This window comes from Mycobacterium sp., from assembly GCF_049683935.1.
Lineage (GTDB): Bacteria > Actinomycetota > Actinomycetes > Mycobacteriales > Mycobacteriaceae > Mycobacterium.
Genome location: NZ_JBAUJR010000353.1, coordinates 1 through 11,404 on the forward strand (window position 1 = coordinate 1; position 11,404 = coordinate 11,404).

The following is an 11,404-nucleotide window of genomic DNA, read 5'->3' on the forward strand; positions in this document are numbered from 1 at the left end:
ACGCCAGCCGGTGCGGTTCGTCGTCGGCCTGCGCGACGACCCCGCGTTCGCCGCGATCGCGGAGCTGCTCCGCCGCGGCAACAGCTACGCCAAGGCCGCCGCTGCCCTGATCCTGCTCTGCGCCGACGAAGGCGAGGACGACAAGACAGCGCTGTACTCCGCGGTGGACGCCGGCGCCGCGATGGCCAACCTCAGCATCGAAGCCGTCTCGCGCGGGCTGATCGTCCATCCGATGGCGGGGTTCGACGCCCGTGGAGCCGCCGAGGTGTTCCACCTGCCTGACGGGATGCGTCCGCTGGTGGTGATCGCCGTCGGCGTGCTGGGTGACTACGCCCGGGCGGACCCGCAGATCACGGAGCGCGACGCGATGCCCCGCGAGCGCCTCCCGTTGAACGAGGTTGTCCTCAACTGGTCGGCACGCCCAGGAAGGCGAACGGCTCGGCCTGCACGAACTGTGCGCTCGCATCGCCGGCGTAGATGGTCTTCTCGCCTTCGCCGAGGTTCAATCGCAATGTGGGCGCGCCCTCGGAGAGGTCGAGGTTCTTGAGTTCGACCCAGAAAGTGTTGGGAGACAACGCCGACTCGAAGAAGTAGCGCAGCGACGCATGGTCGACGACGGTGCGCCAGCGCGTGGAGGAGATGTTGGGCTGGTCGGGCGTCGTGATGCCGTAGGGCACCGAGACGTTGCGCATCACGCTGAACACGGACGCAGCGGCCAGCAGCGGGTCGGCGGTCTTGGGCACCGCGTTGACGTAGAACGAGGCGCGCACGAACCGGTCGGCTGCCCGGTTGGTTCCGGGCAGCATCACGGTGCCGCCGATCTCGTCCCAGTACTCGGTGATCGCGAGTTGCTTGTCGAAGGTCGGCGAGTTCGTCATGACCTGGTACTGCCGGCCGTGGTGGATCACCTGTTCACCGTCGATGTACTCGACGATGGCGCTGTCCCCGCTGGCATCCGACATCGCCAGATGCACGGTGGCCAGCCGCTCCTGACCGGGAACCTCGGCGGTGACCACCCGCAGCGGCGTCGCGGTCAACGCCGCCACCGCCTCACTCACCGTGGCGAAGTTGTCGAGGACGTACTGCGCCCACACCGCCAGTGACATTGCGGGCCGGTCCCCGCTGTTGGCCGGGTACTTCGATTCGGCCAGCCACAGCAGGTTGGTGACCAGCCCCGCTTCGTTCAGGCCATCGGTGGTGGAGATGTCGTAGCCGCTGGCCACCACGCTTCCGTAGGTCGACGTCCACGTCGCCGAGTCCGGCCCGGCCTCACCGGTGCGTCGCACCCCGCGAGGAAAGGCCCACAGGTTGGTGCCGATCTCGACGGTCCAGTCCATGGACCTGCCGGTGACGATCCGCTCTTCCGGGCCGAGGTAAACCACACGGGTGCACACGCGTTGCACCGTATCGGCCCGACGTGGTTACCGCCCCGAAACGACACACGACCGCGGCCGTAACAACAACCGCTGACTGTCAGTCCACAGGCGGCACGCGGTGTTTCCTCGCGCTGCACGTTGTTTCACTCCGTGATACTTTGATTCCCGTTAAGAGACAGAGGTGATCCGAATGCCATCCGACCTCGCCACCAAGGCTGAGCAGTCCGGGACGAAGTTCATCCTCGCGCTGTTCGTGGACCTGCGGGGTAAGCCGTGCGCCAAACTGGTCCCGGTCGAGGCCGTCGAGTTGCTCGCCACCGAGGGCGTGGGTTTCGCCGGGTACGCGGTCGGCGCCATGGGCCAGGAACCCAAAGATCCCGACCTGATGGCGATCCCCGACCCGTCGTCGTTCACACCGATCCCGTTCATCAAGGACGGCCTGGCGATCGTGCACTGCGACCCGCACGTCAGTGGCAAGCCGTGGCCGTACGCGCCGCGCGTCATCCTCAAGGCACTCGTCGAGCAGTGCGCTGACGCCGGGTTCGAACCCTGGGTCGGCGCCGAGGTCGAGTACTTCCTGCTGCGCCGCCGGGACGACGGCAGCGTGACGGTCGCCGACGCGGCCGACACCGCCGCCCAACCCTGTTACGACGCCCGCGGTGTCACCCGGATGTATGACCATCTGACCGCGGTGTCGTCGGCGATGAACCAGCTGGGGTGGTCCAACTACGCCAACGACCACGAGGACGGCAACGGTCAGTTCGAGCAGAACTTCAAGTTCGCCGAGGCGCTGATCACCGCCGACCGCGTGGTCACACTGCGCTACCTGCTGTCGATGATCGCGGCCGAGCGCGGCATGATCGCCACCTTCATGCCGAAACCGTTCTCGGACAAGACCGGCAGCGGGCTGCACCTGCACCTGTCTCTGACCAGCGGCGGCTCCCCGGTGTTCCCGGTCGGCTCGGGCGATGCGGACGGTCGTGGTCTCGGCCTGTCGGAAACCGCCTACGGGTTCATCGGCGGAATCCTCGACCACGCCTGCGCCCTGCAGGCGGTCATCGCCCCGACAGTCAACTCCTATAAACGAACTGGTGCCCTCTCGACAGCGTCGGGAGCATCCTGGGCGCCGCGACTGCCCACCTACGGCGGCAACGACCGCACCCACTACATCCGTGTTCCCGACGGCGACCGGATCGAGTTGCGCGGCGGGGACGGAGCCGCCAACCCGTATCTCGCGATCGCGGCGTCCCTGGGCGCTGGCTTGGACGGCGTCAAGCGCAGCACCGACCCCGGTGGCGTGGGCGGCGGTGTCAGCTCGCGCGCGCTACCTCCGACCCTGCTGCACGCGGTTGAGGACTTCGAGGGTGATCCCGTGGTGACCGGGGTGCTCGACGCTGCGGGTGAGGGCGTCGCCGGCTACTTCGCGAAGGTCAAGCGCGAGGAGTTCTTCGCCTACCACAGCGACGTCAGCCCGTGGGAGCTCGACAACTACCTGACGGCCTTCTGAGCCGAAAACGAAGGGAAGCAAGCCATGTGCGGGATCGTCGGACTACACCTGCGCACCCCCGAGTTGTATCCCCAACTCGGAGAACTGCTCACCGGCATGCTGTGTGAGATGGGTGACCGCGGCAGCGACTCCGCCGGCGTCGCCGTCTACGGCGACCCGACCTGGTCACCGCCAGGACAGGGCTGCGTCTCGGTGGCCGACCTCGGCGCCGGGCTCGTCGACGACGTCGCCCTGGTGACCTCCGCGGTCGGAACGGCCCTCGGCAGCGACGTCGGCGGCGTGGCAGTTCAGGGCAGTTATCTGCTGTCGGCCGACCTGGACTCCGAAACGCTTCTGCGCGCCGTGCGATCGGTGTACCCGCAGGCATTGATAGCCGGATTCGGTTCGGACATGGCCGTTCTCAAAGGTGTCGGACACCCGCGACAGCTCACCGACGGATGGCAACTGGAGAAGGCCCAGGGCTGGCAGGGTGTCGGCCACACCCGGATGGCCACCGAGTCCGCCGTGACAGCCGCGGGTTGCCACCCCTACGCGGTCGGGCCGGAGCAGTGCATGGTGCACAACGGCTCCTTTGCCAACCACGCCACCATCAGGCGTGAACTGCGCGCTGCCGGTGTGCCTTTCGACAGCGAGAACGATACCGAGGTGGGCGCCCGGTTCATCGCCAGGCTGCTCTCCGAGGGCCGGGATGTCGAGACCGCGCTCAAGACGTTGTGCGCCACCTTCGACGGCTTCTACACGCTGCTGGTCTCCAACCGCGACTCGTTCGCGGTGGTCCGCGACGCGATCGCCTGCAAGCCGGCGGTCATCGCCGAAACCGACGACTGGGTGGCGATGGGCAGTGAGTACCGCGCCCTTGCCGCCCTACCCGGCGTCGAGAAGGCCCGGATCTGGGAACCCGAACCGGAGGTCGTGTACGCATGGAGCAGATGATCAATGGCACATCGTTCGATCTGCGCGACTCCCCGCTTCGGGAGATCAACACCGCCCTGCACGCACCGGATCTCGCCGGCGAGTTCGTCATCGGACATCCCGCGGGTGCACACAATGTCGCCGTCGGCCTGGACCGCCCGGTCAAGGTGACCATCGACGGCCACGTCGGCTACTACGCCGCCGGGATGAACAAGCACGCCGAGGTGATCATCAACGGCAACGCCGGCACCGGCGTCGCGGAGAACATGATGAGTGGCTCGGTCTGGGTCAAGGGCAACGCATCACAGTCCGCAGGCGCGACGGCACACGGCGGGCTGCTCGTCATCGACGGCAATGCCGCTGCGAGATGCGGCATCTCGATGAAGGGGGTCGACATCGTCGTCGGCGGAAACGTCGGTCACATGAGCGCGTTCATGGCGCAGGCCGGGCGCCTGGTGATCCGCGGCGATGCGGGCGAGGCGCTGGGAGATTCGATCTACGAGGCTCGCCTGTACGTGCGCGGCGACGTGGCATCGCTCGGCGCCGACTGCGTGGCCAAGCCGATGGAAGCCGAGCACCACACCGAACTCGCAGAACTGTTGAAGGCGGCGGGATTCGGTGCCGACGACACCAGTGCGTACACCCGGTACGGGTCGGCGCGGTCGTTGTACCACTTCCACGTCGACAACGCTGCGGCGTACTAGGACGGAACCCATGAGTGACACCAGCGATGACCGGGCCCGCCGCGGACTGCGCGAATCGGCCACGTTCGACCGGGCCACCATCGCGGCCATCCAGCGTGCCGCCGACACCGGCATCTACGACATCCGCGGCTGGGGCGCCAAACGCGCGCTACCCCACTTCGACGATCTGCTGTTCCTGGGCGCGTCGATGTCCCGCTATCCGCTGGAGGGATACCGGGAGCGCTGCGCGACCGATGTCGTGCTCGGCAGTCGGTTCGCCAAACACCCCTTGCATCTGGACATCCCGGTCACCATCGCCGGCATGAGCTTCGGTGCGCTGTCGGGGCCGGCCAAGGAGGCGCTGGGCCGCGGCGCCAGTGAGGTCGGCACGTCGACGACCACCGGTGACGGCGGGATGACGACCGAGGAACGCGGCCAGAGCAAGTACCTGGTCTACCAGTACCTTCCATCGCGCTACGGGATGAACCCCGACGACCTGCGCAAGGCCGATGCCATCGAGATCGTGCTCGGCCAGGGCGCAAAACCGGGCGGCGGCGGAATGCTGCTGGGGCAGAAGATCTCCGAGCGCGTCGCGGGCATGCGGACCCTCCCCCAAGGCATCGATCAGCGCTCGGCGTGCCGGCATCCGGACTGGACCGGCCCCGATGATCTGACCATCAAGATCAACGAACTGCGCGAGATCACCGACTGGTGCAAGCCGGTCTACGTCAAGGTCGGCGCCACCCGCACGTACTACGACGTCAAGCTCGCGGTGCACGCCGGCGCGGACGTGGTGGTGGTGGACGGCATGCAGGGTGGCACGGCAGCCACCCAGGACGTCTTCATCGAGCACGTCGGGATCCCCACCCTCGCGGCGATCCCACAGGCCGTGCAGGCGTTGCAGGAACTCGGCGTGCACCGAGGCGCCGGGGCGAGCGGAGCGACGGGAGATGGATCGGTGCAACTGATCGTCTCCGGTGGCATCCGCAACGGCGCGGACGTGGCCAAGTCGCTGGCCCTGGGCGCCGACGCGGTCGCGATCGGCACCGCGGCGCTGATCGCGTTGGGCGACAACCACCCTCGATACGCTGCCGAGTACGAGAAGATCGGCAGTGCAGCGGGTTTCTACGACGACTACCAGGACGGCAACGACCCCGCGGGAATCAGCACCCAGGACCCTGAACTCGCCGCCCGGTTCGATCCGGTGGCAGGCGGTCACCGGTTGGCCAACTACCTGCGGGTGCTGACGATGGAAGCCCAGACCATCGCCAGGGCCTGCGGCAAGTCGCACGTCTGTCACCTCGAGCCCGACGACCTCGTCGCGGTGAGCATCGAGGCCGCGGCGATGGCGCGGGTGCCGCTGGCGGGCACGGACTGGATCCCGGGCATGCGTTCATGACCGAGACCGCGGACGTCGTCATCGTCGGCGGCGGCATCGAGGGCTCCGCGGCCGCGTGGGCACTGAGTCGGCGCGGGTGCACGGATGTGGTTGTGGCCGAACGCAACACGGTCGGCTCCGGGATGACCGGCAAGTCCAGCGGCATCGTGCGCTGCCACTACGGCGTCAGCTCGCTGGCCGCGATGGCCGCCGACGGGCTGGAGGTCTTCGAGCGTCCGCAGGACTTCCTGGGAGACGACGTCACCGACATCGGGTTCCGCCAGACCGGCTACGTCGTCGGCGTCGGCGATCCCAACGTGGACTCGCTGCGCAAGAGCATGGCCGCCCAGCGCGCCGTCGGGGTGCAGACCGAGGAGATCGACCACAGCGAGGTCGCGCGACTGTGGCCGTTCGCGGATCTGACACCGTTCGCCGCGTTCGGCTGGGAGGCCCGCGGCGGGTACGGCGACGCTTACCAGACCGCACAGGCGTTTTCGACGTCCGCCCGCGCGGCCGGGGTTCGGGTTCGCCAAGGATGTGCGGCCACCGGCCTGCTGGTCGACGGCGACACGGTCACCGGAGTGCGGTTCGCCGACGGCTCGGAGATCTCGGCGGGCACCGTCGTCGTCGCCACCGGCGTGTGGACCCGGCCGTTCCTCGCGCCCTACGGCATCGACGTGCCGATCCGGGTGGTGCGCGAGCAGATCGTGATGATCAGCCCCGGGCTCGATACAGGTCCCGTCCCCGTCTTCTCCGATCTGGTGTCGCTGCAGTATGTCCGCCCCGAGGTGGGCGGGGACATCCTGTTCGGCAACAGCGATCTGCCCGGTTACGACCACATCGATCCGGCCGATCCCGACGACTACCTCAACCGGGCCACCGAGGCCGCGGTCGACGTCACCGTCGACAAGGTGGGGACCCGATTTCCCGGCTTCGCCGACGCATCCATCGCCGGCAGCTACGCAGGCTGCTACGACGTCACGCCGGACTGGAACCCGGTGATCTCCCGGGCGCCGCTGGACGGGTTGGTGATCGCGGCCGGCTTCAGCGGCCACGGTTTCAAGATCGCGCCCGCGGTCGGCCGGCTCGTCGCCGACCTCGTCGTCGATGGGCACGGCAGCGACCCGCGCATCCCGTCCTCGGACTTCCGCTTTTCCCGATTTGCCGAGGGCGAGCTGCTCAAAACGCCCTACCCGTACGTCGGGGCCGGCCAGATGCGCTAGACAGGAGCACTGTGGCCCCGCCTGACTCTCACGCCGACGACAACGTGCCGCTGCTTCGCAACAAGTCCGGCACCGCCCGTGACCGTGATCCAGCCGAGCCGGTCGAAGAGCTCGAGATCGAGGCCGCGATCGGACACAACGTGCGCCAGCTACGGCTGCAGCAGGGCCTGACCGTGGCCGAGACCGCAGCTCGCATCGGCATCTCCAAGGCCATGATGAGCAAGATCGAGAACGCCCAGACCTCCTGCAGCCTGTCCACCCTCGCGCTGTTGGCAAAAGGCTTCGACGTGCCCGTGACCAGCCTGTTCCGCGGAGCCGACGTGGAGCGGCCAGCCGCGTTCGTGAAGGCCGGCAACGGCGCCCGGATCGCGCGCAACGGCACCAAGGAGGGCCACGAGTACCAGCTGCTCGGATCGCTGCGCGGCGAGCACAAACGCCTGGAGTGCCTGCACGTCACACTGTCGGAGAAGAGCCAGACCTACCCGCTGTTCCAGCACCCCGGAACCGAGTTCATCTACATGCTCGAGGGCGTCATGGACTACAGCCACAGCCGGTCGATCTACCGGCTGCACCCGGGCGATTCACTGCAGATCGACGGTGAGGGCGCGCACGGCCCCATCGACCTGGTGTCGCTGCCCATCCGGTTCCTGTCGGTGATCGCGTTCCCGGACTCGCAGGTTCTGAGGCGTTGAGGCTGCGCTGCGGGCGACGACCCGTGAGCAACCGCCGCCCCGACCGCAGTCTCGATGGGGGTTTTGGCATCGAGACGCACGGGAGTACAGTCAACTCCGTGCAGCGGGTGCTCCTTCTCGGACGCCGCGACGGGGTTTAGTCCAGACCGGCTTCCCGTCGCGGGTTTTCGCGATGCGCCGGTCTGAGAAATCCCCAGACCTTCCGGAGCACGAGATGACTGAGAACTTCAACCCCGCTGATTCCTTCAGCTCGGTACGCACCATCAACACCCCCGCCGGTGCGCCCCATCCGAAACAGCCGTCCTGGAACACCCAGCGTGGCGTGTCCATGCCGGTGAGCCGCTACCGCAGTTTCGCTGATGAGGTCGAAGAAATCCGGCTGGCCGACCGCACCTGGCCCGACAAGGTGATCGACACCGCGCCGATGTGGTGCGCGGTGGATCTGCGCGACGGCAATCAGGCGCTGATCGACCCGATGAGCCCGCAACGCAAGCGTCGGATGTTCGACCTGCTGGTACGGATGGGCTACAAGGAGATCGAGGTCGGCTTCCCGTCGGCGAGCCAGACCGACTTCGACTTCGTCCGCGAGATCATCACCGAGGGTGCGATTCCCGACGACGTCACGATCCAGGTGCTGACGCAGTGCCGACCAGAGCTGATCGAACGAACCTTCGTCGCATGCGAGGGTGCGCCGCGGGCGATCGTGCACTTCTACAATTCGACGTCGATCCTGCAGCGGCGCGTGGTCTTTCGCGCCGACCGCGACGCTGTCAAGAAGATCGCCACCGAGGGTGCCCGGTTGTGTGTCGAGGAGGCCAAGAAGTACCCCGGCACCCACTGGCGGTTCGAGTACTCCCCGGAGTCCTACACCGGCACCGAACTGCAGTACGCCGTCGAGGTGTGTGACGCCGTCTCCGACATCATCGCGCCCACGCCGGAAACACCGCTGATCGTGAACCTGCCGGCCACCGTCGAGATGGCCACGCCCAACGTCTACGCCGACTCGATCGAGTGGATGAGCCGCAACCTGGCTCGTCGCGACTCGATCATCCTGTCCCTGCACCCCCACAACGATCGCGGAACCGCGGTTGCCGCAGCCGAATTGGGCTACGCGGCCGGCGCCGACCGCATCGAGGGCTGCCTGTTCGGCAACGGTGAGCGCACGGGCAACGTGTGTCTGGTGACGCTGGGCTTGAACCTGTTCAGCCGCGGTGTCGATCCGCAGATCGACTTCTCCAACATCGACGAGATCCGGCGCACGGTCGAGTACTGCAACCAGTTGCCTGTGCCCGAGCGCCATCCCTACGGTGGCGACCTGGTCTACACCGCGTTCTCCGGCAGCCACCAGGACGCCATCAACAAGGGCCTGGATGCGATGAAAGTCGCTGCCGACGAGGCGGATTCGGATGTCGATGACATGCTGTGGCAGGTTCCTTACCTGCCCATCGACCCGAAGGACGTCGGCCGCACCTACGAGGCAGTCATCCGGGTGAACTCCCAGTCGGGCAAGGGCGGCGTCGCCTACATCATGAAGGCCGACCACGGGTTGGCGCTGCCGCGCCGACTGCAGATCGAGTTCAGCCAGGCCATTCAGCAGATCACCGACGGCGAGGGCGGCGAGGTGTCGCCCAAGGAGATGTGGGACGCGTTCCACGAGGAGTACCTGGCCCCGATCACGCCGCTGGAGCGGATGCGCCAGAAGGTGGACGCCGCAGAGGTCGACGGCGGCACCGACACCATCACCGCGATCGTCAAGATCGACGGGGTGGAACGCGAGATCGTGGGCGCGGGCAACGGACCGCTGGCGGCGTTCTGCGACGCGTTGGGTGCCGTCGGCTACGACGTGAGCGTGCTCGACTACTCCGAGCACGCGATGTCGGCGGGCGAGGAAGCCCAGGCCGCGGCCTACGTCGAGGCCTCGATCGGCGGGAAGACCGTCTGGGGCGCCGGGATCGCGACCTCCATCACAACTGCGTCACTTCGGGCCGTTGTGTCGGCCGTGAACCGTGCCGCACGTGGTTAACTGACGTCCGCGCAAACCGCGCGACTCGGTTGAGGAGTAGCCGTCATGTGGGATTCGTTCTGGGATTTTCTGTGGTCAGCGGTCGTCATCTTCGCGTTCATCGCGTACCTGATGATCCTGTTCAACATCTTGGCTGACCTGTTCTGGCGTGATCACAAGACCTCGGGCGTGGTCAAGGCGATCTGGGTGATCTTCCTGATCCTGATCCCGTACCTGACGGCGCTGGTCTACCTCATCGCGCGCGGCAAGGGCATGGCCGAGCGGGCACGCGAGCAGGCGCTGCAGGCCAAGGCGCAGACCGACGACTACATCAAGCAGGCGGCCGGACGGTCACCTGCGCAGGAGATCGCCGACGCCAAGGCGCTGCTGGACTCGGGCACCATCAGCGCGGCGGAGTTCGAAGCGCTGAAAACCAAGGCGCTCAGCTAGTAGCGGTTCAGAACAACGTGAACTGATCGGCGACCGCCGAAGTGTCGACGAACTCGTCGATGGCGGGACCGCCGAGCACCGAGTCCAGCTTCTGCAGGAACTCGGCGCCGGCGAGCAGCGGCACGCCGAACTCCCTGGCCAGGTATCCCCTGCCCTGCTCGGGCGCATCGTCGTCGCAGATCACCAGCGACGTGTGCAGATCCACCGCGTCGGTGTAAGCCAGCCCGGCGTGCAGGATGCGCTCGACGAGCTCCTCATGGGTGTGGCTCACCTCGGACGCCAGCGCCACCCTCATCCCCTGGACCAGCGGCCGTCCCGGCACGAACCGTCCGGGGTTGGCATAGGGACACGGCATCCGGGCGGCCTGCACCTTCAGCGGGCGCAGCTCGTCGTGGGTGACGGTGCCGTTGGGCCAGGTACGGCGCGTCACCGGATGGACCGGCAGCCACGTCCGGCGCTCGGCGGCACGCACCAGCACCGGTTTGAGGATCTGGGCCAGCACCATCGCGTCGTCGAGGGCGTCGTGCGGTTTCATCTGCGTGATGTCCCAGTGACGGGCGAGCGTCTCGAGTCGGAGGTTCTCGGTGCCCAGGTCGAGGCGCCGCGCCAGTTCGACGGTGCACATCACCGTCTCGACCGGTAAGTGGGCCCCGACCAGCTCCGCCTCGGCCGCGAGGAAGGCGTAGTCGAAGCCGACATTGTGGGCGACGAGGGTGCGCCCTCGCAGCAGCTCGGTCAGGTCGGCGACGACATCGCCGAAGGTCGGCTGCCCCTCCAGCATCTCGGAGGTGAGCCCGTGCACATGTGTGGGTCCCGGGTCGACGCCGGGGTTCAGCAGACTGTAGAGGCTCTTCTCGACGTTCCCGTCGTCACTGAGCGCCAGCGCCGCGATGCTCACGATGCGGGCCTGCCCCGGATGGAAGCCTGAGGTCTCCACATCGACGACGGCCCAACCGGCGCCGGTCTGGTCGGCTGGTCGGCCCCAGTGCATTCCGGCGGTTGAGCTCACCGTTCGAGGATGGCACGCGGCGCTGACATGCCCGCCGCCATCCGCCGCGTGTCGGTCGCCGCAGTTCGGTCTCTTTTAGACTGCCGGGATGGTTACCGGACGGGGTCGGATCGCGCTCGCGGCGGGCGCCGCCGCGCGGTGGGGGTCGCGGGTCACCGGCAGGGGCGCCGGA

At 67.5% G+C, this 11,404-nt stretch carries 10 protein-coding genes and 1 pseudogene; 9 read left to right on the forward strand and 2 right to left on the reverse strand.

What is annotated here, in order from left to right:
- Positions 1 to 409 (forward strand): annotated as a pseudogene (locus tag WA965_RS20530) (nitroreductase family protein); the annotation flags it as partial.
- Here WA965_RS20530 and bsh read toward each other — a convergent pair.
- Positions 405 to 1,394 (reverse strand): bile salt hydrolase, encoded by a 990-nt coding sequence (gene bsh / locus WA965_RS20535; protein ID WP_526448017.1) that lies wholly within the window; start codon positions 1,392 to 1,394, stop codon positions 405 to 407. The pseudogene WA965_RS20530 and the gene bsh overlap by 5 nt on opposite strands.
- 172 nt (positions 1,395 to 1,566) lie before the next feature.
- On the opposite strand from bsh, the gene glnT reads away from it, so the two are divergent.
- From glnT to WA965_RS20575, 8 genes are all read left to right on the forward strand, one after another.
- Positions 1,567 to 2,883, forward strand: coding sequence for a type III glutamate--ammonia ligase (gene glnT / locus WA965_RS20540; RefSeq protein ID WP_526300096.1), 1,317 nt, complete (start codon positions 1,567 to 1,569; stop codon positions 2,881 to 2,883).
- 24 nt (positions 2,884 to 2,907) lie between these two features.
- On the forward strand, positions 2,908 to 3,816 hold the full coding sequence (locus WA965_RS20545) for a class II glutamine amidotransferase domain-containing protein (RefSeq protein ID WP_526300098.1): 909 nt from the start codon (positions 2,908 to 2,910) through the stop codon (positions 3,814 to 3,816).
- On the forward strand, positions 3,804 to 4,499 hold the full coding sequence (locus WA965_RS20550; RefSeq protein WP_526300100.1) for a protein glxC: 696 nt from the start codon (positions 3,804 to 3,806) through the stop codon (positions 4,497 to 4,499). Before WA965_RS20545 ends, WA965_RS20550 begins: the two co-directional genes overlap by 13 nt.
- Positions 4,500 to 4,509: 10 nt before the next feature.
- Positions 4,510 to 5,877 carry an FMN-binding glutamate synthase family protein gene (locus tag WA965_RS20555; protein ID WP_526300102.1) on the forward strand — a complete coding sequence of 456 codons (1,368 nt, stop codon included), beginning with the start codon at positions 4,510 to 4,512 and terminating at the stop codon, positions 5,875 to 5,877.
- Complete coding sequence (locus WA965_RS20560; RefSeq protein ID WP_526300104.1) at positions 5,874 to 7,079, forward strand: NAD(P)/FAD-dependent oxidoreductase; 1,206 nt, start codon at positions 5,874 to 5,876, stop codon at positions 7,077 to 7,079. The genes WA965_RS20555 and WA965_RS20560 overlap by 4 nt, the downstream gene beginning before the upstream one ends.
- 11 nt (positions 7,080 to 7,090) lie before the next feature.
- A complete protein-coding gene (locus tag WA965_RS20565) occupies positions 7,091 to 7,771 on the forward strand; it encodes a helix-turn-helix domain-containing protein (RefSeq protein ID WP_526300106.1) in 681 nt (226 codons plus the stop codon).
- A gap of 214 nt (positions 7,772 to 7,985) precedes the next feature.
- Positions 7,986 to 9,794, forward strand: coding sequence for a 2-isopropylmalate synthase (leuA, locus tag WA965_RS20570; RefSeq protein ID WP_526300108.1), 1,809 nt, complete (start codon positions 7,986 to 7,988; stop codon positions 9,792 to 9,794).
- Between the two features lie 45 nt (positions 9,795 to 9,839).
- Positions 9,840 to 10,223 (forward strand): SHOCT domain-containing protein, encoded by a 384-nt coding sequence (locus tag WA965_RS20575; RefSeq protein ID WP_178357416.1) that lies wholly within the window; start codon positions 9,840 to 9,842, stop codon positions 10,221 to 10,223.
- Between the two features lie 7 nt (positions 10,224 to 10,230).
- On the opposite strand, the gene WA965_RS20580 is transcribed toward WA965_RS20575, so the two are convergent.
- Positions 10,231 to 11,214 (reverse strand): DEDDh family exonuclease, encoded by a 984-nt coding sequence (locus tag WA965_RS20580; protein WP_526300110.1) that lies wholly within the window; start codon positions 11,212 to 11,214, stop codon positions 10,231 to 10,233.
- Positions 11,215 to 11,404 lie beyond the last annotated feature (190 nt).

What these genes read in the sequence shown, in the direction of transcription:
- glnT (WP_526300096.1), top strand. Translation starts at nt 1,567, where the DNA reads ATGCCATCCGACCTCGCCACCAAGGCTGAGCAGTCCGGGACGAAGTTC.
- WA965_RS20545 (WP_526300098.1), top strand. Translation starts at nt 2,908, where the DNA reads ATGTGCGGGATCGTCGGACTACACCTGCGCACCCCCGAGTTGTATCCC.
- WA965_RS20550 (WP_526300100.1), top strand. Translation starts at nt 3,804, where the DNA reads ATGGAGCAGATGATCAATGGCACATCGTTCGATCTGCGCGACTCCCCG.
- WA965_RS20555 (WP_526300102.1), top strand. Translation starts at nt 4,510, where the DNA reads ATGAGTGACACCAGCGATGACCGGGCCCGCCGCGGACTGCGCGAATCG.
- WA965_RS20560 (WP_526300104.1), top strand. Translation starts at nt 5,874, where the DNA reads ATGACCGAGACCGCGGACGTCGTCATCGTCGGCGGCGGCATCGAGGGC.
- leuA (WP_526300108.1), top strand. Translation starts at nt 7,986, where the DNA reads ATGACTGAGAACTTCAACCCCGCTGATTCCTTCAGCTCGGTACGCACC.
- WA965_RS20575 (WP_178357416.1), top strand. Translation starts at nt 9,840, where the DNA reads ATGTGGGATTCGTTCTGGGATTTTCTGTGGTCAGCGGTCGTCATCTTC.
- WA965_RS20580 (WP_526300110.1), bottom strand. Translation starts at nt 11,214, where the DNA reads ATGCACTGGGGCCGACCAGCCGACCAGACCGGCGCCGGTTGGGCCGTC.